Source organism: Bradyrhizobium betae, assembly GCF_004123905.1.
GTDB lineage: Bacteria > Pseudomonadota > Alphaproteobacteria > Rhizobiales > Xanthobacteraceae > Bradyrhizobium > Bradyrhizobium betae_A.
Genome location: NZ_MZXW01000016.1, coordinates 74,679 through 99,611, shown reverse-complemented (window position 1 = coordinate 99,611; position 24,933 = coordinate 74,679). Strand labels below are relative to the sequence as shown.

Genomic DNA, 24,933 nt, shown 5'->3' with positions numbered 1-24,933 from the left:
GACGGCGCCCTTTGTTGATGTGGCCTAAAGCCAATCCTTCAGCTTCCCCGACGCGGACTTCCATCGCATCAGGTTCTCGATCTTCCACTGTTTGAACATCGCCGGCGGCCAGCGGCTGAGCTTCGATGTCTCCTCGACCTCGGGCTTGGCGACGATGCGCAGCGGCGTCGCGCGGCGCCGGTGCTGGCGCGTGGCGTCGCTGATCAGATCGACATATTCAGGCTTGTTGGTGGCCATGAGATGCGTCCCCGCGAAACCGTCGCGAGGACGCAGTGTCGGTGCTGCCGATTAACGGCGGTTTGCCGCGATCACTACAATTGCTGCGAGTGGCTCAGCGCCACTCCCTGACGTCGACGAAGTGACCCGCGATTGCGGCGGCTGCCGCCATCGCCGGCGACACCAGATGTGTGCGGCCCTTGAAGCCTTGGCGGCCCTCGAAATTGCGGTTCGAGGTCGAGGCGCAGCGCTCTTCCGGAGCCAGCTTGTCCGGGTTCATCGCGAGGCACATCGAGCAACCGGGCTCGCGCCATTCGAAGCCGGCCTTGATGAAGATCTTGTCCAGACCCTCAGCCTCGGCCTGCTCCTTCACGAGGCCGGAGCCCGGCACGACCATGGCGTTGACATGCGCTGAAACGGTCTTGCCCTCGGCGATCTTCGCCGCCGCACGCAGATCCTCGATGCGGCCGTTGGTGCAGGAGCCGATGAAGATGCGGTCGAGCTTGATGTCGGTGATCTTCGTGCCCGCGGTCAGGCCCATATATTTCAGCGCGCGATGCTTGGAGAGGCGCTTGGCTTCATCCGCGATCTGGTCGGGATCGGGCACGATGCCTGTTACCGAGATCACGTCCTCTGGGCTGGTGCCCCAGGTCACGATCGGCGGCAGCTTTGCAGCGTCGAGGCGCAGTTCGTGGTCAAAATGCGCGCTGTCGTCGGAGCGCAGCTTTTCCCAGTAGCGCATCGCTGCATCCCAGTCCGCGCCCTTCGGCGCCTTCGGCCGGCCGCGCAGGAAGTCATAGGCCTTCTGGTCGGGCGCAACGAGGCCGGCGCGGGCGCCGCCTTCGATCGACATGTTGCAGACCGTCATGCGGCCTTCCATGCTGAGCGCGCTGATCGCATCGCCCGCGTATTCCAGCACGTAGCCGGTGCCGCCCGCGGTGCCGATCTCGCCGATAATGGCCAGGATGATATCCTTGCCCGTCACGCCTTCAGGCATTTTGCCGTCGACGGTGACGCGCATGTTCTTGGCCTTCTTCTGGATCAGCGTCTGCGTCGCCAGAACGTGTTCGACCTCGGAGGTGCCGATGCCGTGCGCGAGCGCGCCGAACGCACCATGCGTCGAGGTGTGGCTGTCACCGCAGACGATGGTGGTGCCGGGCAGGGTAAAGCCCTGCTCGGGGCCGATGACGTGGACGACGCCCTGGCGCTTGTCGAACTCGTCGTAATATTCGATGCCGAATTCCCTGGCGTTGTCGGCCAGCGCCTTGATCTGCTCGATGCTTTCAGGATCGGGGTTCGGCTTGGTGCGGTCGGTGGTCGGCACGTTGTGGTCGACGACGGCGAGCGTCTTCTCGGGCGCACGGACCTTGCGTCCCGTGGCGCGCAGGCCCTCGAACGCCTGCGGTGAAGTCACCTCGTGCACCAAATGGCGATCGATATAGAGCAGGCAGGTGCCGTCCTCGGCTTCGTGCACCAGATGATCGTTCCAGATCTTGTCGTACAGGGTGGTCGGCTTGGACATGAGCTTAAGCTCCAGGAATGTGTGTCAGCGATGAGCGCGGTCACGCGCGGGGCAACAGAACAGTCTTCAGCGCAGCCTTTAAGCTGCGGGGCTAAGCTCTGACGTTGCCGAGGTCGCGAAGCGTCCGAAGAACCGGCCAGGCAGCCGCGACCGATCGTCGATGACGACGCGCTTGACGGGCGAGAGGCTGGTCAGATCTGGAAACATTCCAGGAATATATAGCAGGCCGAATTGGAATCGCGAGGGCTTTGACACGCACGGCTGACGCAACAAAAAAGCGCGGAGCCGAGCCCCGCGCTTTCGGAAACTTGCCTGTAAGCGGAGCTTACTCGTTGGCAGCCTTGGCGTGCTCGGTCTTCTCGACGATGCGCGCGGACTTGCCGCGAAGGTTGCGGAGGTAATACAGCTTGGCGCGACGCACCTTGCCGCGGCGCACCACCTTGATCGAGTCGATCATCGGCGACATCACCGGGAACACGCGCTCGACGCCCTCGCCGTAGGAGATCTTGCGGACGGTGAAGCTCTCGTTGAGGCCACCGCCGGAACGGCCGATGCAGACGCCTTCATAGGCCTGCACGCGGGTGCGGTCGCCTTCGACGACCTTCACGTTGACGATCACGGTGTCGCCGGGGCCGAACTCCGGAATCTCCTTGGTGGCGGAGAGCTTCTCGAATTGCTCTTTTTCGAGCTGTTGGATCAGGTTCATGGGTAATCTCCATCGGCGCGCCCAGCCTTGCGAAACGGGGGCTGCGCGAAATTCGTTTATCCAGCCATTGCGGATGTGGCCGCTCCTATAAGGCAAGCTGGAGCGTTTGTCACCCGTCTGTCGTGCTTTTTGGCGTTTTTCGGCGCCCGGCCCGATTCGGGGCTTTGGCCGGGATTTGGGCCCATAAATCAGGCCGCCGGGCCTCGGTGAGGGCCGCGGATTGCGCCCGCCGCCAGCTGGCAACCTTGGCATGGTCGCCCGAGGTCAGGATCTCCGGGATCGGAACCCCCTCGAACAGCTGCGGGCGGGTGTATTGGGGGTATTCGAGCAGGCCGTCGGAGAAGCTTTCTTCGGTTCCCGAGGCCTCTTTCCCCATCACCCCCGGCAGCAGCCGGACGCAGGCGTCGATCAGGGCCAGGGCCGCGATTTCGCCTCCGGAGAGCACGTAGTCGCCGATCGAGACCTCCTCGAGGCCCCGCCCGTCGATCACCCGCTGGTCGATCCCCTCGAAGCGGCCGCAGACGATCAGGGGGCCGGGGCCTTGGGCAAGCTCGACGACGCGGGCCTGGGTCAATGGCCGACCGCGCGGGCTCATCAGGAGCTTTGGCCGGTCTTTTGACAGATCTCGGCCGATCGCGGCGGCATCGATGGCGGCGGCCAGAACATCCGCGCGCAGCACCATGCCCGGGCCGCCGCCGGCCGGGGTGTCGTCGACGCTGCGGTGGCGATCGGTGGCGGAGGCCCGGATGTCCCGCGCCTCGATCTCCCAGAGCCCGGAGGCCAGCGCCCGGCCGGCCAGGCTCACGCCGAGTGGCCCCGGAAACATCTCGGGGAACAGCGTCAGCACCGTCGCGCGCCAGGGGGAGGGATTGGTCATGTCAGTCAGCTTAGCCAAAACCACGGCCTGTGGTTATGGGTCCCCGCGTTCGCGGGTGGGATCGTCGCCCTCGATCTCCTGCGGCAGCGCGATCACGACCCGGCCACCTGCGAGATCGACCTCCGGCACCACCGCGTTGGTGAACGGCAGCAGCATGGTCGGGCCCTTGAGCGGCGCGATCTCGATGATGTCGCCGGCGCCGAAATTATGGATCGCGAGCACGCGGCCGAGCGCGTCGCCGTCGGTGGTGACGGCGGCGAGCCCGATCAGATCGGTGTGGTAATATTCGTCCTCATCCGTCGCGGGCAGTTTTTCGCGCGCGACGTAGAGTTCGATCCCATTGAGACGCTCGGCGTCATCGCGGGTCGTGACGTCCCTGAACGTCGCGACCAGATGATCTTTGGCCTCGCGCGCCGTCGCTACTTCGAACTGCCGCTTGCCGTCCTTGGACAGCAGCGGCCCGTAGCGTTTGATGGCAAAGGGATCTTCGGTGAAGGTCCATAGTTTGACCGCACCGCGCACCCCATGCGCGGCGCCGATCCGCGCGACGCAGACCAGCGCCGACATGATCTAGCCTTAGCCCTTCGCGGCGGCTTCGGCCTGCGCCTTGCGCTCCTTGCGCGGCACGGCCTTCTCGGGGTTGTTGCGCGCTTCGCGCTTCTTGACGCCGGCGGCATCGAGGAAGCGAGACACGCGGTCCGAGGGCTGCGCGCCCTTGGCGAGCCAGGCCTTCACCTTGTCCATGTCGAGCTTCAGGCGGGTCTCGTTGTCCTTCGGCAGCAGCGGATTGAAATAGCCGAGACGCTCGATGAAGCGGCCATCGCGGGGGAAGCGCGAGTCGGCGACGACGACGTGATAGACGGGACGCTTCTTGGTGCCTGCGCGGGCGAGGCGGATAACGACGGACATTTGGTTCTCCTTAAAAGTACAGTTTGTTCGGTTGATTGGTATTTTCGCGTCGCGCGGGACACTGACGACCCTCGCGACGAATTCCTCATTTCTTCTTGCCCGGGAAACCGCCGAGACCCGGCAGCATCGGCTTGCCGCTCAGCCCGGTCAGGCCGGGGGCGTTCGGCAGGCCGGTGCGAAGACCGGCCGGCAAATCCTTCGGCAGGCTGGGCAGACCCTGTCCGCCGCCACCCTGCATTTTTTCCTGCAGCGCCTTCATCTCTTCCGGCGACGGCGGCTTCATGCCGCCGCCAAAGCCCATCGCCTGCGCGATGCCGGCGAGCGGGCCGCGCTTGCCCGAGCCCATGGCCTTCATCATGTCGGCCATGTTCCGGTGCATCTTGAGCAGCTTGTTGACCTGCTCGACGCTTTGGCCGGAGCCTGCGGCGATGCGCTTCTTGCGGCTGGCCTTGAGCAGGTCGGGATGACGGCGCTCGTCGCGCGTCATGGAATCGATCACCGCGACCTGGCGCTTCAGGATCTTGTCGTCGATGCCCGCGGCCGCGATCTGGTTCTTCATCTTGGCGATGCCGGGCATCATGCCCATCAGCCCGCTGATGCCGCCCATGTTCGCCATCTGCGACAGCTGCTCGCGCATGTCGTTGAGGTCGAACTGGCCCTTGCGCATCCGCTCGGCGGTGCGCGCGGCCTTTTCGGCGTCGATATTGGCGGCGGCGCGTTCGACCAGCGAGACCACGTCGCCCATGCCGAGGATGCGGCCGGCGATACGGTCGGGATGGAAATCTTCCAGCGCGTCGGTCTTTTCACCGGTGCCGATCAGCTTGATCGGCTTGCCGGTGACGGCGCGCATCGACAGCGCGGCGCCGCCGCGGCCGTCGCCGTCCACCCTCGTCAGCACGATGCCGGTGAGGCCGACGCGCTGGTCGAACGCGCGCGCGAGATTGACGGCGTCCTGGCCAGTCAGGCTGTCTGCAACCAGCAGCACTTCATGCGGGTTCGCAGCAGCTTTGATCGCGGCCGCTTCCGCCATCATCTCTTCGTCGAGCGTGGTGCGGCCGGCGGTGTCGAGCAGCACGATGTCGTAGCCGCCGAGCTTGCCGGCTTCCAGCGCGCGCTTCGCGATCTGCGGCGGCTGCTGTCCCGCCACGATCGGCAGCGTCGGAATGTCGAGATCGCGGCCGAGCACGGCCAGCTGCTCCATCGCCGCGGGGCGGTAGATGTCGAGCGAGGCCATCAGCACCTTGCGCTTGTCGCGCTGGACCAGGCGGCGGGCGAGCTTCGCGGTGGTGGTGGTCTTACCGGAGCCCTGCAGGCCGACCATCATGATCGGCACCGGCGGCACCGAGTTGACGTCGATGGTCTGGCTCTCGGCGCCGAGCGTGTTGATCAGCTCGTCATGGACGATCTTGACCACCATCTGGCCGGGCGTGACCGACTTGACGACGGTGGCGCCGATCGCCTGCTCGCGGACGCGCTCGGTGAAGCTGTTCACCACTTCCAGCGCGACGTCGGCTTCCAGCAGCGCGCGACGCACCTCGCGCATCGCGGCATCGACGTCCTTTTCGGTCAGCGCACCGCGCCCCGTCAGACGATCGAGAATGCCACCAAGCCGTTCCGACAGATTGTCGAACAATGCAATTGTCCCTTGTCCTGCTCGCGCAGGGTTGCCGCGTTCACCACTGTCATGCCCCGGCTCGACCGGGGCATCCAGTACGCCGCGGCCTCTCGGTCCTAGCCGAGGCGCCTCTGGGATACTGGATCGCCCGATCAAGTCGGGCGATGACCACCTTCTTGGTCAACGATCTTCCAAACACCTTTACGCCCGAGGGCGCATAGCGCTGTCGGGCGTTGGCCTCTGGCCTCTGGGGCCAGTGGGCGGGTCGAAAAGAAAGCCTTTCCGAGAAAGTGCCGGGGTTAAACGCCGCTCCCGCCCAAAAGTCAAGGAAAGTTAGGGTGTCGGAGCGCCGCTTCCAGGGCAAGCCACTGAAAACAGGAGTGTTTTGGCTCCGGGTTCCTTTTGCCCGGGCCGAGCCCATATAGAAAGCCATGTCCTGCCGCTCCGACCATCCCTGAAGCCCGCCCGTGCCGATCACCCGCCGCCGCCTGTTCGGACTGCTCGCCGGGGCCGGCGCATTGGTCGGCGTGCCCTCCCTCTGGATGTCCTTCATGAAAACCTATGACGGCCCGGTCTCCGACCATTTCGACGGCCTGACCTTCTTCGATCCTGACGGTGCGCCGCCGAGATCGCTGCGCGAGGTGCTGCGCTGGCAGTTCGGCGGCAAGCGGCAGCGCGCGACCTGGCCGGATTGGGTGCCCAACCCCCATGCCGACACCCCGCCGGCGCGCGTCGACGGCGACAAGGTGCGTCTCTCCTTCGTCGGGCATGCCAGTTGGCTGATCCAGGCCGGCGGTCTCAACATCCTGGTCGATCCGGTCTGGTCCTCGCGGGTCTCGCCCGTCAGTTTTGTCGGGCCGAAGCGGCACAACGATCCCGGCATCGCCTTCGAAAAATTGCCGAAGATCGATGTCGTGCTGGTCTCGCATGGACACTACGATCATCTCGACGTCGCGACGCTGTCTCGGCTCGCCAAGAATTTTGGCCCACGCGTCGTCACCCCGCTCGGCAATGACGTGACGATGCGCGGCGCCGATGCCGCGATCAAGGTGGAAGCGTTCGACTGGCACGATCGCATCGAGCTTGGCGGCGGCATCGCCGTGCATCTGGTCCCAACGCGGCACTGGACCGCGCGCGGCATGTTCGATCGCAACAGGGCGCTGTGGGCGAGTTTTGTGCTGGAGACGCCGGCGGGGAAAATCTACGTCGTCTGCGATTCCGGCTATGGCGACGGCAGGCATTTTCGCCGCGTCGCCGAGAAGCATGGGCCGTTGCGTCTGGCGATCCTTCCCATCGGCGCCTACGAGCCGCGCTGGTTCATGCGCGACCAGCACATGAACCCGGAAGATGCCGTGAAGGCGCTGGCCGATTGCGGCGCGCAGGAAGCGCTCGGGCATCATCACGGCACGTTCCAGCTGACGGATGAGGCGATCGATGCCCCAGCGAAGGCGCTGGTGGAAGCGCTGGATGCCGCGAAGATTCCGCAGGAGCGGTTCGTGGCGATGAAGCCGGGGCAGGTGGTGGAGGTTTAGTACTCTCCACATACACAGCCCGTGCCCCGGACGCAGCGCAGCGTCTCTTCGACGGTGCGCTGCAGAGCCGGGGCCCATGTCGCCGAGTGTGCCGTGTTGTTTTCTGGGTCCCGGCTCTGCGCAGCAACGCTCTCGCGTTGCAGCGCGTCCGGGACACGAGACTTATTGCTCTTTGGCCTTGATCGCCCAGTTCACGTTCACCGTCACCGACAGCGTTTCCTCACCCGGTGCAACGGCGGCGCCGCCTGCGGCCATTGGAGCAGCAGTCATGCGTCCCTTGAACAGCGGCACCGGGGCGCTGCCTTCAGAGATGCTGAGCGGCGCACCCAGTGTGACGCCAGTGGCTTTGGCATAGACATCAGCCTTGCGGCGGGCGTCGGCCACCGCCTGCTCGCGGGCGCTGTCGAGCAGCTTCGATGCCTGGGTCACCTCGAACGAGATGTTGCCGATGTCGTTGGCGCCCGCGCTGACCAGCGTGTCGATGATGCCGGCCACCTTGGTCACGTCGCGAATTTTGACGGTGACGCGGTTGGAGGCGCGGAAGCCGACCACGGGCGTGGCGCCGGTGGATTTGTTCTGGCCGTATTGCGGCTGCAGCGACAGCCGCGAGGTCTGATAGTCCTTCTCGGCGAGGCCGGCGCCCTTCAGCGCCGCGAGCACCTTGTTCATCGCGGCGTTGTTGGCGTCGGACGCTTCCTTCGCCGTCTTGGCGTCGTTGGCGACGCCAGCGTCGATCTGCGCGAGATCGGGCGCTGCGGAAATCGTGGCTTCGCCGCTCACCGAGATAGCGGAGGGAAAATCATCGGCGAGCACGGGCGTTGCCAGCAGCGTGGCGGCGAAAGCGGCGGCAAGGGACGTAAGAAGTACGGCAGGCTTTTTCATCAGTCTCACTTCAGCGGCACGAAAACATTGATCACGAGCTTGTCCTCCGCCGTCTTCAGCGGATCGGTGAGGTACTCCTCGATAAAAGTGTCCTTGGCTTCCAGCCGCTTGTCGTCGAGGTGATTGGTGATCGCCTCATAAGTGTTGTCCATGTTGTCGTAGGAGCCGCGATGGACGAATTTCAGCGCCTTGCCCTCCGGCGATTTGCCGATGCTCATGTCCTTGGGCAGTTTCTGCGGGTCCTGGTCGACCGGGATCTCGGCGAGGAAGGTGAAGCCGGTGTCGTCGGTCGAGGTGTAGACGATCATCGAATTGCCGGCGTGCTTGATGCCCTGCTTGTCCAGCAGCGTATTCAGCGCCTTGAAGGCGTCGATCAGCGTGTCGAAGGCTGAATCCCAATTGGCGGTGCCCTTGACCATCACGACCTTCTTGGACTCGAGCGTGGTCTCCTGGCCGAAAGGATCGGCGGTCTGCACCGGGGCGGGGGTGGCGGCCGCGGCGGGCGGGGGGGCCGCCGGGCTGGGCGAGGCGCTGGCTGCGGGCGCAGGCGATGCGGCAGGAGCCGGTGAGGCGCTCGCTGCAGGCGAGGGTGTTGCGACGGGGGCTGGCGAGGCACTTGCAGCCGGGGCAGGCGAAGCCGAGGGAGCCGGCGAGGGGTTTGCTGAGGCAGCCGGCGCCGGGCTCGGGGTCTGCGCCAGCGCGCCGGACAGTCCAAGCGACAAGGCCGCTGCCGGGATCAGCGCGGCCAGAGCGAGACGACGGAAACTATTCATTTTATTCTCCCCAGACCTTGCCCACCAAGGCCCTAACCCGACCGCGCATCCCCGTTCGCGCGAACTGCGCCGTTCTAACACGCGAGCGCCGAATTCGTCCCATGACAGATGCGTCATGGCGGCGTCTAGGCCATCGGCGGCAAATCACTGGCCAAGCCGCCAAGGATCGCCATATAAGGCAGGCGAAATTCGGGAATTTTCATGAGCGCGCTGGCCAACCACGCATTTGCCAAGATGAACGGCATCGGCAACGAGATCGTCGTTGTCGACATGCGTGATTCCGCCGGCCCGGTCACGCCGGACGACGCTCGCGCGGTGGCCTCCGCCGACGGCGGCGTGCCCTATGACCAGTTGATGGTGCTTCAGAAGCCGCGGTTCGACGGGACCGAAGCCTTCATCCGCATCTACAACAATGACGGCTCCGAGGCCGGCGCCTGCGGCAACGGCATGCGCTGCGTCGTGCGCCGCATTTTTGAGAAGACCGGACAGACCAGTGCGACCTTCGAGACTGCCGCGGGTCTGCTCAATGCCTGGCAGGGCCCGGCGCCCGATCTCTACACCGTCGACATGGGCGCGCCAAAGTTCGGCTGGCAGGACATTCCGCTGGCGGAGGAGTTTCGCGACACCCGCTACATCGAATTGCAGATCGGGCCGATCGATAATCCGATCCTGCATTCGCCGTCAGCGGTGAGCATGGGCAATCCGCACGCGGTGTTCTGGGTCGACGATGTCAACGCCTACGATCTCGGTCGCATTGGCCCGCTGCTCGAAAACCATCCGATCTTCCCCGATCGCGCCAACATCACGCTCGCCCATATCGTCGATCGCGAGCACATCACGATGCGCACCTGGGAGCGCGGCGCGGGTCTCACCAGGGCCTGCGGCTCGGCGGCCTGTGCGACCGCGGTTGCGGCTGCGCGGCTGAAGCGCACCGAGCGCAAGGTCGAGATGACCCTGCCGGGTGGCAAGCTCGGCATCGAATGGCGCGAGCGCGACGACCACGTGCTGATGACGGGCACCGCGACCTTCGAATACGAAGGCAATTTCGATCCGGCGCTGTTCGCGCCGGTCGGGTAATGCCTGTCGACATCGTCACCTTCGGCTGCCGCCTCAACGCGTTCGAGGCCGAAGTGATCCGCCGCGAGGCGGAGGGCGCAGGCCTCTCCGACACCATCGTCATCAACAGCTGCGCCGTCACCAACGAGGCGGTGGCGCAGGCGCGCCAGTCGATCCGCAAATTGAAGCGCGAGCGGCCGGAAGCGCGCATCGTCGTCACCGGCTGCGCGGCGCAGACGCAAAGCGCCATGTTCGCCGGGATGGCCGAGGTCGATCGCGTCGTCGGCAATGACGACAAGATGCGCAGCCAAGCCTGGCGCGAGACGCGCAGCGCGTTCGACCTTGGCGCCAGCGAAAAAATCGCCGTCAGCGACATCATGGCCGTGAAGGAGATGGCGCCGCATCTGATCGACGGCTTTGCCAGCGGCCTGCCGCGCGTATTCGTGCAGGTGCAGAACGGCTGCGACCATCGCTGCACCTTCTGCATCATCCCCTATGGCCGCGGCAATTCGCGCTCGGTGCCGATGGGCGCGGTGGTCGAGCAGGTGCGAACGCTCGCCGAACGCGGCCATGCCGAGATTGTGCTCACCGGCGTCGATCTCACCAGCTACGGCACCGATCTTCCGGGCGCGCCAAAGCTCGGCATGCTGGCAAAACAGATCTTGCGGCACGTGCCGGAGCTAAAACGCCTGCGCATCTCCTCGATCGATTCGATCGAGGCTGATGCCGATCTGCTCGATGCCATCGCGGACGACGCGCGCCTGATGCCGCATCTGCATCTGTCGCTACAGTCGGGCGACGACATGATCTTGAAGCGGATGAAGCGGCGGCATTTGCGGCAGGACGCGATCGCATTCTGCGATCAGGTCCGCCGCCTGCGCCCGGACATCGCGTTCGGTGCCGACATCATCGCGGGCTTCCCGACCGAGACCGAAGAGATGTTCTCGCGCTCGCTCGATTTGATCGAGGAATGTGGCCTGACGTTCCTGCACGTCTTCCCCTATTCGCCCCGCCCCGGGACGCCTGCCGCGCGGATGCCGCAGGTTGCCGGCGGTGCGATCAAGGAACGCGCGAAGCGGCTGCGAGCTGTCGGCGAAGTGGCGTTGCGACGGAGGCTACAAGCCGAGATCGGCGCAACGCGCGATGTGCTGATCGAGAGCGAGAGCCTGGGCCGTACGGAACACTATCTGCCGGTGGCGATTGCGGGTGAGCGTGTGGGCAGTGTCGTGCCGCTCAGGATTGCTGCCAGCGATGGCGAACGTCTCACCACATAATCAGTGTCGTCGCCCGGCTTGACCGGGCGACCCAGTACGCCGCGGCTTCTCCGTATTTCACTCTCGTCTCTGGAATACTGGATTGCCCGCTTTCGTGGGCAATGACAGCGGAGTCTGGGATGAGCAGCAAGCGCCCTACGACGCCCGCACCTGCCAGAACCGCAGCGTCCGCCGCGCATTCTCCGGCGTCATCCTCGCGTAATGCCCCTGCGCCCTCGCGAGATCCGCTGGCTTCATCGCCCCCGTCGCAAAACGGCTTTCGAGCACGGCGGCGGCGGTTTCCCAGCTGAGCTGCGCCGCCTTGCACGGCACCAGCAGGCCATCCTCGCGCAGGCTCTGCATCAGCGGACGAATCACCTCGACGGTCGAGCCGGACAGTGCCGCCAGGGCCGCGACGGCCTCTTCGTAGCGCCGCTGCCTGGCAAAGCCGAGCAGCGTCGCCTCGGTGAGCTGGCCGGCCGCCTTGAGATTCGCGATCGCCCGCTTGGCGCCTTCGAAATCACGAACCCCGGACATCTCGCGCTCGACGCCGACGGTGACGGCGGCGATGGAGCTCCGGATTTCGTCGAATAGATCGGGCGGCGCGCGCGACAGCAATCGCGTGCGAACAATATCCGTCGCCGTGCGCAGCAATTGGCGGCGCAGGTCCGAGGGCAGGTCGACGCGGACGCCGACACTCACAGCGAGCTCCGGATCGCTTTCGGCCTGTCCGACGATGACGGCAAATCCGTTGCCCGAGACACGTGCGCCCGGATTGGCGGCAAGCCGCCGGCTGACACTGGGATAGCGGCGCGCCAGCAGCGCGTCGGTGACGATCTCCTTCAGCCACCAGCGGCCGGCGACCGCGAGCAGATGTGGCTCGCCCTTGGAGGATGCGATCTTCAGCAACTCGCCATCGTCGAGGCGCGCGGATTCCTGCAGCACGGGACCGGCGATGCGGATCTCGTCATTGTTGGCGAGGCGGCGGATCACGGAGGGCGGCGCCTGCGCGATCGGCGCGAGCTGGGCGCTGATCTCGGCCAGCGCGACGCGCGCGCCGATGTCGGCGATGGCGCGCAACTCGATGGTGCCGATCAGGCGTTCGAGCACGTCGTCGAACAGCGCGATCTGCGCGTCGTCAAAACTTCCGGCGGAGGACAGGAACAGGTCGGTGACGCGCCGGGCGGTTTCGAGGCCTTTTTCCGCCGAGCCGAGCCGAATCGCGGATTCGACCTCGTCGATGATAGATAGCTCGGCCGTGGACATGACGCGTTGCTCGTCCTGAGCGGATTAATGGAAGCTTGTTCTAAGCAACCGCTATCATTAGAGACGAGCCCTGAACGTTTCGTAAACCATGGGAAGTGGCGAGATGCCGCCGCGGAGAAACTGCGCTCCCTCTCGCGCAAGCGGAGAGGTGAACGACGGTGGCGCTATTCCCCATTCCACCCGCAGGCGCGGAGTTTTTCGTGCATGTGGGGCGGGGCCGGCGCCACCACGCGGACCGGCTCCTTGTTCCGGGAGATCGGCACCACGATCTCGCGGGAATGCAAATGCAGCTTCGGCTCGCCGAAGCGCGGGCCGTTGCCGTAAATGTTATCGCCGAAGATCGGCCATCCGGTCGCCGACGAATGCACCCGCAATTGATGGGTCCGGCCGGTCACCGGTTCCATGGCGAGCCAGGTCACGCCGTCGCCCCGGCCCATCACCTTCCAGTTGGTGACCGCCTTTTGACCCTCCGGATCGGGCTTCTGCCACCAGCCGCGTTCGGCATTGAGTCGGCCGAGCGGCATGTCGATGATGCCTTCGTCTTCGGTGGGGCCGCCCTCGACCACGGTCCAGTAGGTTTTGCCGATCTTGCCATGCTTGAACAGCAGGCCGAGCGAGGCGGTCGCCTTGCGATGGCGGCCGAGCACGAGGCAACCTGAGGTGTCCTTGTCCAGCCGGTGGGCCAGCACCGGCGGCCGCGGCAGGCCGAAACACAGCGCGCCGAAGGAATCCTCCAGATTCGCGCCGCCCTTGGGGCCGCGATGCACCGGCAGGCCCGACGGCTTGTCGATGATCAGCATCAGTCCGTCGCGATGGAGCACGCGGGCCACGATCTCGTCGGCGGTCAATGCGGGAACATCGAGCAATTGCAGGACTTTCGGTCAAGACTTTCGTTTACGGGCCGGAACGGCTAACACACCGCCACCATGAACGATACCACGTCAGATCCCCCCAAGCTGAGCTGGTGGCGCCGCCTGTCCAACGGGCTGAAGCGCACCTCGTCCTCGCTCGGGACCGCGGTCGCCGACCTCGTCACCAAGCGCAAGCTCGACCGCGCCATGCTCGACGACATCGAGGACGTGCTGCTGCGCGCCGATCTCGGCACCTCCGTCGCGGTGCGGATCGCTGATGCCGTTGGCACAGGGCGCTACGACAAGGCGATCTCGGCGGATGAGGTCAAGGACGTGGTCGCGACCGAGGTCGAGAAGGTGTTGTCGCCCGTGGCGAAGCCGCTCGAGATCGACGCCGGGAAGAAACCGTTCGTGATCCTCGTGGTCGGCGTCAACGGCTCCGGCAAGACCACCACCATCGGAAAACTCTCGCAAAAATTTGCCTCCGAAGGCCGCAAGGTGATGCTCGCCGCCGGCGACACGTTTCGCGCCGCGGCCATCGAGCAGCTGAAGGTCTGGGGCGAGCGCACGAAGACGCCGGTCATCGCCGGGGCGCAGGGCTCGGATTCGGCGAGCCTCGCGTTCAACGCGCTGACGGCTGCGAAGGAGCAGACCGTCGACGTGCTGCTGATCGACACCGCCGGCCGCCTGCAGAACAAGGCCGAGCTGATGAACGAGCTCGAAAAGGTCGTGCGCGTGATCCGCAAGGTGGACGACACTGCGCCGCATGCGGTGCTGCTTGTGCTGGACGCGACCGTGGGCCAGAACGCGCTGTCGCAGGTCGAAGCCTTCCATCGCACGGCAGGTGTCACCGGCCTCGTGATGACCAAGCTCGACGGCACCGCGCGCGGTGGCATTCTGGTGGCGCTCGCGGAGAAATTCAAACTGCCGGTGCATTTCATCGGCGTCGGCGAAGGCGTCGACGATCTCGCGCCGTTCACCGCGCGCGATTTCGCCCGCGCCATTGCCGGAATCGAAAGCTAGAGAATGGACAAGACCCAGCCGCATCCGCTGTTCAAGCTCGCGACCGAGCTCGGTCCGCTGCTCGTGTTCTTCTTCGTCAACGCGAAGTTCAACCTGTTTGCCGCAACCGGCGCCTTTATGGTCGCGATCGTGGCGGCGATGATCGCCTCCTATGTGGTGACGCGCCACATCCCGATCATGGCGATCGTGACCGGCGTCATCGTGCTGGTGTTCGGCACGCTGACGCTGGTGCTGCACGACGAGACCTTCATCAAGGTCAAGCCGACCATCATCTATGGCCTGTTCGCCGCGATCCTCGGCGGTGGCCTGCTGTTCGGGCGCTCCTTCATCGCCGTGATGTTCGACCAGATGTTCAATCTGACGCCGCAGGGCTGGCGCATCCTCACCCTGCGCTGGGCATTATTTTTTGCCGGCATGGCGGTGCTGAACGAGATCGTCTGGCGCACTCAGAGCACGGATTTCTGGGTGAACTTCAAGGTGTTCGGCGTCACCCCGATCACGATGATCTTCGCCATCGCCCAAATGCCGCTGACCAAGCGCTATGGGGTTGAGCCGGCGTCGCTGGAGGCGAGCGAGGCCGAAGCGGGGGATGTGCGGAAGGGCTGAGCGAAACGTTCGCCCCACATACCGCTGTCATGCCCCGGCTTGACCGGGGCATCCAGTACGTCGCGGCCTCTCCGTATACGATTGACGTCTCTGGAATACTGGATCGCCCGATCAAGTCGGGCGATGACAGTTGAGTGTGTGGCACGAGAGCGGTGATCAGCTGCCCGCCTTCAACGCCTTCGCCATCTGCGGCAGCAACACCGTCCGATAGATCTCCGGCGTGATCGGCCCGACCAGCTTGTAGACGATGGTGCCTTCGGGGCCGACGACAAACGTCTCCGGCACGCCATAGACGCCCCATTCGATCGAGGCGCGGCCGTTGGCGTCGACGCCGACACGGCCGAACGGGTTGCCGTAGCGCCCCAGGAAGCGCCGTGCATTGTCGGGCGCATCCTTGTAGTTGATGCCGACCATCTCGAAGCGTTTATCCCTGGCGAGCTCCGTCAACAGCGGCGCCTCGTCGTGGCACGGCACGCACCAGGACGCCCAGACATTGACGAGGCTGACCTTGCCCTTGAACGCCGCGGGATCGAGCCCCGGCACCTGCGCGTTGCCAGCCTGCAATCCCTCGAGCGGCGGCAGCGTCGTCTGCGGCACGGGCCGACCGATCAGCGCGGAGGGAATTCGCGAGGGATCGCCGCTGCCAAGCCGGAACCAGAACAGCAGCGCCAGCGCGATGAAGGCGAGCAGCGGCAGCACCATCAGGAAGGTGCGGCGCTGTGGCGTCGTTGAGGTCGATTGATCGCTCATGGCGTGTCCACAGCACTGCGGCCGGAGCGGCGGGTCACGCCGCTGCGGTCGAGCTCACGCAGGCGCTGCGTCTGGCTGCGATAGTCGAGCACGATCCAGCCGATCAGGATCACGACGACGAGCGCCACAGCCGCGTAAGACGTCACGATGAAGGACGCGTAGGGACCAAGCGACATGATCATGCGGCCCCTTTTGACGCGGTTTCTTCACGCGAACCGGTGCCCATTTCGCTCGAAAACGCTACGCGGCTCGCCTGCATCATTTGCAGCGAGCGGACGCGCCGGCGCAAAATCTCGTTGCGCATCGCGGCGAGATGCAGCGTGACGAACAGCAGCGTGAACGCGACCGCCATCACCAGCAGCGGAATCAGGAACGATTTGTCGAGCGAGGAGCCGCCCATGCGCATCACCGAGGCCGGCTGGTGCAGCGTGTTCCACCAGTCGACGGAAAACTTGATGATCGGCAAATTGATCGCACCGACCAGCGTCAGCACGGCCGCGGCGCGCGCTGCACGCGAGGGATCGTCGACCGCGCGCCACAGCGCCATCAGGCCGAGATACATCAGGAACAGGATCAGCACCGAGGTCAGCCGCGCGTCCCATTCCCAATAGGTGCCCCACATCGGCCGGCCCCACAGCGAGCCCGTCAGCAGCGCGAGGAAGGTGAAGGCGGCGCCGATTGGGGCTGCGGCCTTGGCGGCAACGTCGGCGAGCGGATGGCGCCACACCAGCGTGCCGAGCGAAGCAATGCTCATCACGCCCCAGACGAACATCGACAGCCAGGCATTGGGCACGTGGATGAACATGATTTTGACGGTCGCGCCCTGCTGATAGTCGTCGGGCGCCAGAGCAGATTGGTAAAGCCCGATGGTGAGCAGGATGACGGTCGCAGCCGCAAGCCACGGCAATACTCGCGCCGTCAGCGCGAGGAACCGGGTCGGATTGGCTAGGTCGATCAGCGTCATGGTAGTCTGATAATCACAGGTCAGCGCTCACGCAATCAGCACGAAAGTCCGCAGCGAAAATTGATCGGGGTCAAGGTCAGTCCAGTCCATGCTTCAGGCTCGCCGCCGCCGCGAACGGGCCGACCACGAGGCTGACCAGCGACAGCGCGCACAGGATCGAGAACGGCGCGCCGAAAGTCATGGGGCCGACGATCACGGCCTGCGAGGCCGCGACGCCGAAAATCAGCACCGGAATCGACAGCGGCAGCACCAGCACCGCCATCAACAGCCCGCCCCGGTGCAGCGTCACCGCCAGCGCCGCGCCGATCATGCCGGTAAATGTCAGCGCCGGGGTGCCGGCCAGCAGCGTCAGCGCCACCGCGCCGGTTGCGACCATGTCGAGGTTGAGCAAAAGGCCGAGCACGGGGGTTGCGACAATCAGCGGCAGGCCCGCCGCCAGCCAATGCGCCAGCGCCTTGGCGGCGCAGGCGAGTTCCAGCGGCGTCCGGCTCATCGTGATCAGGTCGAGCGAGCCATCCTCATGGTCGGCCATGAACAGCCGGTCCAGCGTCAGCAGGCTCGCCAGCAGCGCACCCAGCCACAGGATCGCCGGCCCCAGCCGCGACAGCAGCGCCAGATCCGGTCCGACGGCGAAGGGCATCAGGACGACGACGGTCAGGAAGAACAGCACGCCAATCAGCGCCCCGCCGCCGACGCGGAGCGCGATCCGGATGTCCCGGCGAATGAGGGCGGACAGGGCGGTCATGGGAGGCTCCCATCGCGCCACGCGCGCGGTGCGCTCCCTCCCCCGCATGCGGGGGAGGGCTGGGGAGAGGGTGTCTCGACAACGAAGACTCCCCCAGACGAGAGAACCCTCACCCGGCGCTGCGCGCCGACCTCTCCCGCAACCGGGAGAGGCGAGGGAGCCCGCGGCGACCGCTGCGTCCCGGGTGAGAGAGCCAAATCCAGCCGCTCGAAAAGCTGAGGGTCCCTCCGCTTCATGCCATCCCCCCGATCCGCAGCTCCCGCGAATCGATCCCCAGCGGGGCGTGGGTGGCGGCCACGATCACCCCTCCTCGGCCGAGATGATCCCGCATCAGGCCGCCAAACATGTCCTGCCCCGCGACATCCAGCGCATTGGTCGGCTCGTCCAGCAGCCAGACCGGGCGGCGGACGGTCAGCAGGCGGGCCAGCGAGAGCCGGCGGCGCTGGCCGGCCGACAGGAAGCCCGCGGGCAGGTGGGTGGCGTGGTCGAGCCCGACGGTGGCGAGGCTCTCGGCGGCGTCAAAATGCTCGCCGCCTAAGAAATCGGCCCAGAATGACAGATTTTCGGCCACGCTCAGCGCCGGCTTCAGGGCGTCGCGATGGCCCAGATAGTGGCACTGCTCGGGCAGCGTCAGCTCGGCATCGCCGCCATTGAGTGCGATTGTCCCGCCAGCCGGAATGAGCAGGCCCGCGATCAGCCGCAGCAGCGAGGTCTTGCCCGAGCCGTTGCGGCCGACGACCGCCACGGCCTCCCCCGAGACCGCCTCGAAATCGAGCCCGGAAAACACCTCGCGCCCGCCCCGCACGCAAATCACCCCGCGTCCGGACAGCTGCATCTTGCCTTGGTTCCACCCGCTCAAAGCCAGGCCTCAGGAAAACTTGGGGTAGCGCATCAGAATTTTTGGCTCGCGAATTGCTGCGGTACGATTGCGGCTGTGGCGGCGCGGTTAGAAAGCTTCTATAAGCCGGGAACTACTTGATGCAGCACACTCAACCCGCCCCTGCAAGCGATCCAGCCGGTTTCGCTGACGGTGTTAAAATACCCCCTGCCGGGTATAACTAACAATTGGGATTTCCCTACATGACCTCGCTCGACAGCTTCAAATGCAAAAAGACCCTCAAGGTCGGCGCCAAGACCTATGTCTATTACAGCCTGCCCACGGCCGAGAAGAATGGTCTGAAGGGAATTTCCAAGCTTCCCTATTCGATGAAGGTGCTGCTCGAAAATCTCCTCCGCAACGAAGACGGCCGCACCGTCAAGAAGGAAGACCTGGTCGCGGTGTCGAAGTGGCTGCGCAAGAAGTCGCTGGAGCATGAGATCGCGTTCCGCCCGGCCCGCGTGCTGATGCAGGATTTCACCGGCGTTCCCGCGGTGGTCGACCTCGCCGCGATGCGCAACGCGATGCAGAAGCTCGGTGGCGACGCCGAGAAGATCAATCCGCTGGTGCCGGTCGACCTCGTTATCGACCACTCCGTGATCGTGAACTTCTTCGGTGACAACAAGGCCTTCGGCAAGAACGTCACCGAGGAATACAAGCAGAACCAGGAGCGCTACGAGTTCCTGAAGTGGGGCCAGAAGGCATTCTCGAACTTCTCCGTCGTGCCGCCCGGCACCGGCATCTGCCACCAGGTCAATCTCGAATATCTCTCCCAGACGGTCTGGACCAAGAAGGAGAAGATGACGGTCGGCAAGAAGACCGGCACCTTCGAGGTTGCCTATCCGGATTCTCTGGTCGGCACCGATTCCCACACCACCATGGTCAACGGTCTCGCCGTGCTCGGCTGGGGCGTCGGCGGCATCGAGGCGGAAGCCTGCATGCTCGGCCAGCCGCTGTCGATGCTGCTGCCCACCGTCGTCGGCTTCAAGCTGAAGGGCGCGATGAAGGAAGGCGTCACCGCGACCGACCTCGTGCTGACCGTGACGCAGATGCTGCGCAAGCTCGGCGTGGTCGGCAAGTTCGTCGAGTTCTTCGGCCCCGGCCTCGACAATCTCTCCGTCGCCGACAAGGCGACCATCGCCAACATGGCGCCCGAATACGGCGCGACCTGCGGCTTCTTCCCGGTCGATGCCGCTGCGCTCGATTACCTCAAGACCTCCGGCCGCGCTCCGGCGCGCGTCGCGCTGGTACAGGCCTATGCCAAGGCGCAAGGGCTGTTCCGCACCGCCAAGTCGGCTGATCCGGTGTTCACGGAGACGCTGACGCTCGACCTCGCCGACGTGGTGCCGTCGATGGCCGGCCCGAAGCGTCCCGAAGGCCGCATCGCGCTGCCGTCGGTCGCCGAAGGTTTTTCGCTCGCGCTCGGCACCGAATACAAGAAGACCGAGGAGCCGACGAAGCGTTTTGCCGTGGAAGGCAAGAACTTTGAGATCGGCCATGGCGACGTCGTCATCGCCGCGATCACGTCCTGCACCAACACCTCGAACCCGAGCGTGCTGATCGGCGCTGGTCTCCTGGCGCGTAACGCTGCCGCCAAGGGCCTCAAGGCAAAGCCGTGGGTGAAGACCTCGCTCGCCCCGGGCAGCCAGGTGGTCGCGGGCTATCTCGCCGATTCCGGTCTGCAGGCCGATCTCGACAAGGTCGGCTTCAACCTGGTCGGCTTCGGCTGCACCACCTGTATCGGCAATTCAGGCCCGCTGCCGGAAGAGATCTCGAAGTCGATCAACGACAACGGCATCGTCGCCGCTGCCGTGCTGTCCGGTAACCGCAACTTCGAAGGCCGCGTCTCGCCGGACGTGCAGGCGAACTATCTCGCCTCGCCGCCGCTGGTCGTCGCCCACGCGCTCGCCGGCAGCGTCACCAAGAACCTCGCCGTCGAGCCGCTCGGCGAAGGCAAGGACGGCAAGCCGGTGTACCTCAAGGACATCTGGCCGACGACCAAGGAAATCAACGCCTTCATGAAGAAGTTCGTGACCGCGGCGATCTTCAAGAAGAAGTATGCCGACGTGTTCAAGGGCGACACCAACTGGCGCAAGATCAAGACGGTCGAGAGCGAGACCTATCGCTGGAACATGTCTTCGACCTACGTGCAGAACCCGCCTTACTTCGACGGCATGAAGAAGGAGCCGGAGCCGGTCACCGATATCGTCGAGGCGCGCATTCTCGCCATGTTCGGCGACAAGATCACCACCGACCACATCTCGCCGGCCGGTTCGATCAAGCTGACCTCGCCCGCGGGCAAATATCTCAGCGAGCACCAGGTGCGTCCCGCCGACTTCAACCAGTACGGCACGCGTCGCGGTAACCATGAAGTCATGATGCGCGGCACCTTCGCCAACATCCGCATCAAGAATTTCATGCTCAAGGGCGCGGATGGCAACATTCCCGAAGGCGGCCTCACCAAGCACTGGCCCGACGGCGAGCAGATGTCGATCTACGACGCCGCGATGAAGTACCAGCAGGAGCAGGTGCCGCTGGTGGTGTTCGCCGGCGCTGAATATGGCAACGGCTCCTCGCGCGACTGGGCTGCGAAGGGCACCCGTCTGCTCGGCGTGCGCGCCGTGATCTGCCAGAGCTTCGAGCGCATCCATCGCTCGAATCTCGTCGGTATGGGCGTGCTGCCGCTGACTTTCGAGGACGGCACTTCCTGGTCGTCGCTCGGCCTGAAGGGCGACGAGAAGGTCACGCTGCGCGGTCTCGTCGGCGATCTGAAGCCGCGCCAGAAGCTGACCGCGGAGATCGTCTCCGGCGACGGTTCGTTGCAGCGCGTTTCGCTGCTTTGCCGCATCGATACGCTGGACGAGCTCGATTACTACCGGAACGGCGGTATTCTGCACTACGTGCTGCGCAAGCTCGCGGCCTAAGCGCGAATTTGTGAACGGTGGCTCACTGCGACGTGAGTAGAAGGTTAAACGAAGGCGGCCTATCACAAGGCCGCCTTCGCGCGTTTGCGGCACGATTCAGATGGGCCCTTCCGGGCGGTAACCCCGCCCAGGATGGTTGGATGTGCCGCGCCCGTAAGACTACGGTGACCATCAGGCGATAAGATTTCCCTTTCTCACGAGCAATGGTGTGCGGCGTTCGACATGACAACAATGACGGCTTCTCATCTGGTTTCGCGCTGGTCCGGTGCCTTCTGGTCGGGAGCACTCGGTATCTGCGCGATCGTCGCCGTCATCCGTCCCGCCGAGGCTGATCCCCGCGCCGTGGTCGAGCTCTTCACCTCGCAGGGCTGTTCGTCCTGCCCGCCCGCCGACAAGGTCATCGGCGACCTCTCCAGCGATCCCTCGATCATCGCGCTGAGCATGCCGATCGATTATTGGGATTATCTCGGCTGGAAGGACACGCTCGCGGATTCGCGCTTCTCGGCGCGGCAGCGCGCCTATTCGCGGATGCGCGGCGACCGCGAGGTCTACACGCCGCAAGTCGTGGTCAACGGCTCGGCGCATGTGATCGGCAGTGATCGTGCCGGCATCGAGAGCGCAATCGGCAAGACCGACAACAGCGCCGGCGTTATGAGCGTGCCGGTGACGATGTCCCTCTCGGGCAAGCAGATCAACGTCTCGGTGGCCGCGAGCAAGGAGCCGGCGATCTCGCACGGCGAAGTCTGGATCTGCTCGATCACGAAATCGGTGCCGATCTCGATCGCCAAGGGCGAAAATCGCGGACAGCAACTCACCTATCACAACGTCGTCCGCAACCTGCTCAAGGTCGGCGACTGGAACGGACGTCCGGAAAGCTGGACGGTGCCGCTGGAAAACCTCACGCGCGATGGCGTCGACGGCGCGGTGGTCTATGTCCAGGACGGCAGCCGCGAGAAGCCGGGCCCGATGCTCGGCGCGGCCTACACGTCGCTGCACTGACAGTCTTCGTCATTCCGGGTTCGCGCCAAGAGGCGCGGCCCGGAATGGCGAGAGCCAGAAACATCCCGGTACAAACAAAAAAGGACCAACTTGCGTTGGCCCTCCTTGTCGTGCGTACAGACCCGATCCTGTTCGACCCCGGGGGGCTGGGGGCTGAGGAATCCGGAACCGAAAGGACCGGGTCAACGCACACAGGTGTTTTCGCAGTGCAGGGCGGCAGGCGCTTGGCGGAAAAGCGGCGACACTATGATTCCTGCTAACGATCCCGTGACGGATCGCCGCGACAGAGTTCCACCGTGGCGTGTGTCATGATTCGTAACCGATTCGATGAGTTGAATGAGGAGCCTCTTGCGGAGGGGAACAGTTGGCGCGATCATGCAATTGTCATGATCCGCGGCTCGGGGACGGTCTTCGCGGACGCGATCGTGCTGATACGTCAGGAGGCGTTCCATGAGTCTGTCGGAGGATGCCGATCCGAGCGGGCAGCGCGCGGCGGCGCATCCCGCCGCTGCGACGACGCAGCCGAACCGGGTGACGTTCAACCGGCTCGAGCTGCACCGCATTCTCAATCTCTACGGCCGCATGGTCGCCGACGGCGAATGGCGCGACTATGCCATCGATTTCCTGAAGGACCGCGCCGTGTTCTCGGTCTTCCGCCGCGCCTCGGAGGTGCCGATCTATCGGATCGAGAAGGATCCGCGCCTCGCGCGCAAGCAGGGCATGTACAGCGTGATCTCGGCGACCGGCCTGATCCTGCGCCGTGGCCACGAGCTCGAGCGCGTGCTGCTGGTGATCGATCGGAAGCTGGCGGTGGTCTGACGACACGATCGGTGCCGTAGGGTGGGCAAAGGCGCGTAGCGCCGTGCCCACGTCTTTTTTCAATCGTGACAAATGCGTGGGCACGCTACGCTTTGCCCACCCTACGAGACCTACTTTGTTGGCACTGTCCCCGCACCCTCGCCAAGATCCCGCTGCATCATCACCGTGTCCAGCCAGCGGCCGAATTTCAGCCCGACATTGGGGTGCGTGCCGATCATCTTGAAGCCGCCCCTGGTGTGCACGCCGATCGAGCCAGCATTGGCGGAATCGCCGATCACCGCGATCATCTGGCGGAAGCCGCGCGCCTCGCATTCGGTGATCAGCCGCTCCAGCAGCAACGAGCCGATGCCGCGGCGATGGAAGCCGGGATCGAGATAGATCGAGTTCTCGACCGTGAAGCGATAGGCCGGCCGCGGCCGGTAGGCACCGGCATAGGCGTAGCCGGCCACGCGTCCGTCGAGGATGGCGACGAAATAGGGATAGCCGCCGTCGACCAGCGCGCGATAGCGGCGCGTCATCTCGGTGAGGTCAGGCGGCTCCAGCTCGAACGTCGCGGTGCCCTCGCGGACAGCCTGCTGGTAGATGGCGGTGATGGCGGGAAGGTCGGCCTCAGTGGTGGGCCTGATTTCGGGTGCGGACATGGGGGCGAGATTAATGCCTTCCCACGGCGGCTGGAAGGGCCAACGGCGTTGCCCCTCTCGTCATTGCGAGCGCAGCGAAGCAATCCAGAAATGCATCCGCGGAGGGACTCTGGATTGCTTCGTCGCAAGAGCTCCTCGCAATGACGGGGGAGAAGTCACGAGCCCCAAACAAAAACCCCGGCCTCTCGGCCGGGGTTCGTGTCCGTTCTCTCTGGCCGATCGCTTAGTCGCGCTGGCCGAGGAGCTGCAGCAGCAGCGTGAACAGATTGATGAAGTTCAGGTACAGCGACAGCGCGCCGGTGATGGCCGCACGCTCTGCGATGTCACCCCCGGCCGAAGCGTAGCCGTAGATGTAGTCGTTCTTCAACCGCTGCGTATCCCAGGCGGTGAGGCCCGCGAACACCAGCACGCCGACCACGGAGACGATGAACTGGAGCATCGTGCTGGCCAGGAACAGGTTCACCAGGCTGGCGATGATGATGCCGATCAGGCCCATGAACAGGAACGAGCCCATCCCGGTCAGGTCACGCTTGGTGGTGTAGCCGTAGAGGCTGAGCGCACCGAAGGTCGCCGCGGTGATGAAGAACACCCGCACGATCGAGGTGTGGGTGAACACCAGGAAGATCGACGACAGCGAGACACCCATCAGCGCTGCGAACACCCAGAACAGGATCTGGGCGGTCGAGGGCGCGAGACGGTTGATGCCCGCCGATATCACGAACACCATGGCGAGCGGCGCGAGCATGAACAGCCACTTCAGGGGGCTGACGAACATCGCGTAGCCGAACGGCGTCAGGAACAGCTTGCCGACGCGAACGGCTTCCGGGGTCGGAACGTCGGTCACGGCAGCCATGTAGACGCCGAGCGCGGCCAAGCCGGTGATGGCCAGGCCGATGCTCATGTAATTGTAGATGCGCAGCATGTAGGCGCGCAGGCCGGCGTCGACCGTCGCGGCGTCAACACGCCCGGCGGCCCTGCCGAAAGGAGAAGCGTAGTTACGGTCAAGGTCCGACATGGTCGAATTCCCGTTGGTTAGCCCGGTCCGGCATGAGGGTCGCCATGCCGCCGGTTCGTCAAATTCTATCTCGGATACCGATGCCTGCCGACTAAATTCTGGCTCACAATCG

26 protein-coding genes are annotated in these 24,933 nt (G+C 64.9%); 8 read left to right on the top strand and 18 right to left on the bottom strand.

The features are described from left to right. Positions 1-24: 24 nt before the first annotated feature. The 7 genes from B5V03_RS10595 to ffh form a co-directional block, all read right to left on the bottom strand. Complete coding sequence (locus B5V03_RS10595) at positions 25-237, bottom strand: hypothetical protein (RefSeq protein WP_129269891.1); 213 nt, start codon at positions 235-237, stop codon at positions 25-27. A gap of 94 nt (positions 238-331) precedes the next feature. Beyond that, positions 332-1,738, bottom strand: coding sequence for a 3-isopropylmalate dehydratase large subunit (gene leuC, locus B5V03_RS10590; RefSeq protein WP_129269889.1), 1,407 nt, complete (start codon positions 1,736-1,738; stop codon positions 332-334). 325 nt (positions 1,739-2,063) lie between these two features. Continuing rightward, complete coding sequence (rplS, locus tag B5V03_RS10585; protein WP_129269887.1) at positions 2,064-2,444, bottom strand: 50S ribosomal protein L19; 381 nt, start codon at positions 2,442-2,444, stop codon at positions 2,064-2,066. Positions 2,445-2,553: 109 nt separating this feature from the next. Beyond that, positions 2,554-3,321, bottom strand: a complete 768-nt coding sequence (gene trmD / locus B5V03_RS10580; protein WP_129269885.1) for a tRNA (guanosine(37)-N1)-methyltransferase TrmD — start codon at positions 3,319-3,321, stop codon at positions 2,554-2,556. Between the two features lie 33 nt (positions 3,322-3,354). Next, positions 3,355-3,891 (bottom strand): ribosome maturation factor RimM, encoded by a 537-nt coding sequence (gene rimM / locus B5V03_RS10575; RefSeq protein ID WP_206736150.1) that lies wholly within the window; start codon positions 3,889-3,891, stop codon positions 3,355-3,357. 6 nt (positions 3,892-3,897) lie between these two features. Further along, positions 3,898-4,230 carry a 30S ribosomal protein S16 gene (gene rpsP, locus B5V03_RS10570; RefSeq protein ID WP_014438992.1) on the bottom strand — a complete coding sequence of 111 codons (333 nt, stop codon included), beginning with the start codon at positions 4,228-4,230 and terminating at the stop codon, positions 3,898-3,900. Positions 4,231-4,315: 85 nt separating this feature from the next. Next, positions 4,316-5,863, bottom strand: coding sequence for a signal recognition particle protein (gene ffh / locus B5V03_RS10565; protein ID WP_129269881.1), 1,548 nt, complete (start codon positions 5,861-5,863; stop codon positions 4,316-4,318). 449 nt (positions 5,864-6,312) lie between these two features. On the opposite strand from ffh, the gene B5V03_RS10560 reads away from it, so the two are divergent. Next, the gene (locus B5V03_RS10560; protein ID WP_164987924.1) at positions 6,313-7,377 is read left to right on the top strand and encodes an MBL fold metallo-hydrolase; all 1,065 of its coding nucleotides are present in this window, start codon (positions 6,313-6,315) and stop codon (positions 7,375-7,377) included. A 162-nt stretch (positions 7,378-7,539) separates the two neighbouring features. Here B5V03_RS10560 and B5V03_RS10555 read toward each other — a convergent pair whose 3' ends face one another. Continuing rightward, positions 7,540-8,259, bottom strand: a complete 720-nt coding sequence (locus tag B5V03_RS10555; protein WP_164987923.1) for an SIMPL domain-containing protein — start codon at positions 8,257-8,259, stop codon at positions 7,540-7,542. A 5-nt stretch (positions 8,260-8,264) separates the two neighbouring features. Next, positions 8,265-9,032, bottom strand: coding sequence for a GyrI-like domain-containing protein (locus tag B5V03_RS10550; RefSeq protein ID WP_129269877.1), 768 nt, complete (start codon positions 9,030-9,032; stop codon positions 8,265-8,267). A gap of 201 nt (positions 9,033-9,233) precedes the next feature. Between B5V03_RS10550 and dapF the strand changes: the two genes are divergently transcribed. Together dapF and mtaB are read left to right on the top strand one after the other, a co-directional pair. Continuing rightward, positions 9,234-10,109 carry a diaminopimelate epimerase gene (gene dapF, locus B5V03_RS10545; protein WP_129269875.1) on the top strand — a complete coding sequence of 292 codons (876 nt, stop codon included), beginning with the start codon at positions 9,234-9,236 and terminating at the stop codon, positions 10,107-10,109. After that, entirely contained in the window at positions 10,109-11,362 is a 1,254-nt protein-coding gene (mtaB, locus tag B5V03_RS10540) for a tRNA (N(6)-L-threonylcarbamoyladenosine(37)-C(2))-methylthiotransferase MtaB (protein WP_129269873.1), read from the top strand. Before dapF ends, mtaB begins: the two co-directional genes overlap by 1 nt. A 135-nt stretch (positions 11,363-11,497) precedes the next feature. Here mtaB and B5V03_RS10535 read toward each other — a convergent pair whose 3' ends face one another. Then, on the bottom strand, positions 11,498-12,607 hold the full coding sequence (locus tag B5V03_RS10535) for a DUF2336 domain-containing protein (protein WP_129269871.1): 1,110 nt from the start codon (positions 12,605-12,607) through the stop codon (positions 11,498-11,500). 164 nt (positions 12,608-12,771) lie between these two features. Then, positions 12,772-13,473: an RluA family pseudouridine synthase gene (locus B5V03_RS10530; protein WP_164987922.1), complete on the bottom strand. Its 702-nt coding sequence runs from the start codon at positions 13,471-13,473 to the stop codon at positions 12,772-12,774. Positions 13,474-13,533: 60 nt separating this feature from the next. On the opposite strand from B5V03_RS10530, the gene ftsY reads away from it, so the two are divergent. Then, positions 13,534-14,481 carry a signal recognition particle-docking protein FtsY gene (ftsY, locus tag B5V03_RS10525; protein WP_129269869.1) on the top strand — a complete coding sequence of 316 codons (948 nt, stop codon included), beginning with the start codon at positions 13,534-13,536 and terminating at the stop codon, positions 14,479-14,481. Between the two features lie 3 nt (positions 14,482-14,484). Further along, positions 14,485-15,087 carry a septation protein A gene (locus tag B5V03_RS10520; RefSeq protein WP_129269867.1) on the top strand — a complete coding sequence of 201 codons (603 nt, stop codon included), beginning with the start codon at positions 14,485-14,487 and terminating at the stop codon, positions 15,085-15,087. Between the two features lie 156 nt (positions 15,088-15,243). Here the strand turns inward: B5V03_RS10520 and B5V03_RS10515 are convergent, their stop codons facing one another. The 5 genes from B5V03_RS10515 to ccmA all read right to left on the bottom strand — a co-directional run bounded on the left by B5V03_RS10515 (position 15,244) and on the right by ccmA (position 18,381). Further along, positions 15,244-15,837 carry a DsbE family thiol:disulfide interchange protein gene (locus tag B5V03_RS10515; protein ID WP_129269865.1) on the bottom strand — a complete coding sequence of 198 codons (594 nt, stop codon included), beginning with the start codon at positions 15,835-15,837 and terminating at the stop codon, positions 15,244-15,246. Next, the gene (gene ccmD / locus B5V03_RS10510; RefSeq protein WP_129269863.1) at positions 15,834-16,019 is read right to left on the bottom strand and encodes a heme exporter protein CcmD; all 186 of its coding nucleotides are present in this window, start codon (positions 16,017-16,019) and stop codon (positions 15,834-15,836) included. The genes B5V03_RS10515 and ccmD overlap by 4 nt, the downstream gene beginning before the upstream one ends. Further along, entirely contained in the window at positions 16,016-16,801 is a 786-nt protein-coding gene (locus tag B5V03_RS10505; protein ID WP_129269861.1) for a heme ABC transporter permease, read from the bottom strand. The genes ccmD and B5V03_RS10505 overlap by 4 nt, the downstream gene beginning before the upstream one ends. A gap of 76 nt (positions 16,802-16,877) precedes the next feature. Then, on the bottom strand, positions 16,878-17,546 hold the full coding sequence (gene ccmB, locus B5V03_RS10500) for a heme exporter protein CcmB (protein ID WP_129269859.1): 669 nt from the start codon (positions 17,544-17,546) through the stop codon (positions 16,878-16,880). A gap of 232 nt (positions 17,547-17,778) precedes the next feature. Next, positions 17,779-18,381: a heme ABC exporter ATP-binding protein CcmA gene (ccmA, locus tag B5V03_RS10495; protein WP_129269857.1), complete on the bottom strand. Its 603-nt coding sequence runs from the start codon at positions 18,379-18,381 to the stop codon at positions 17,779-17,781. Between the two features lie 245 nt (positions 18,382-18,626). Here ccmA and acnA point away from each other — a divergent pair, with 245 nt between their 5' ends. The 3 genes from acnA (at position 18,627) to B5V03_RS10480 (ending at position 23,165) form a co-directional block, all read left to right on the top strand. Then, positions 18,627-21,347, top strand: a complete 2,721-nt coding sequence (acnA, locus tag B5V03_RS10490) for an aconitate hydratase AcnA (RefSeq protein WP_129269855.1) — start codon at positions 18,627-18,629, stop codon at positions 21,345-21,347. 222 nt (positions 21,348-21,569) lie between these two features. Next, complete coding sequence (locus B5V03_RS10485) at positions 21,570-22,346, top strand: DUF1223 domain-containing protein (RefSeq protein ID WP_129269853.1); 777 nt, start codon at positions 21,570-21,572, stop codon at positions 22,344-22,346. Between the two features lie 450 nt (positions 22,347-22,796). Continuing rightward, positions 22,797-23,165: a DUF2794 domain-containing protein gene (locus B5V03_RS10480; RefSeq protein WP_129269851.1), complete on the top strand. Its 369-nt coding sequence runs from the start codon at positions 22,797-22,799 to the stop codon at positions 23,163-23,165. A gap of 110 nt (positions 23,166-23,275) precedes the next feature. On the opposite strand, the gene B5V03_RS10475 is transcribed toward B5V03_RS10480, so the two are convergent. Together B5V03_RS10475 and B5V03_RS10470 are read right to left on the bottom strand one after the other, a co-directional pair. After that, positions 23,276-23,806, bottom strand: coding sequence for a GNAT family N-acetyltransferase (locus B5V03_RS10475; RefSeq protein ID WP_129269849.1), 531 nt, complete (start codon positions 23,804-23,806; stop codon positions 23,276-23,278). Positions 23,807-24,029: 223 nt separating this feature from the next. Beyond that, complete coding sequence (locus B5V03_RS10470) at positions 24,030-24,821, bottom strand: Bax inhibitor-1/YccA family protein (protein WP_129269847.1); 792 nt, start codon at positions 24,819-24,821, stop codon at positions 24,030-24,032. Positions 24,822-24,933 lie beyond the last annotated feature (112 nt).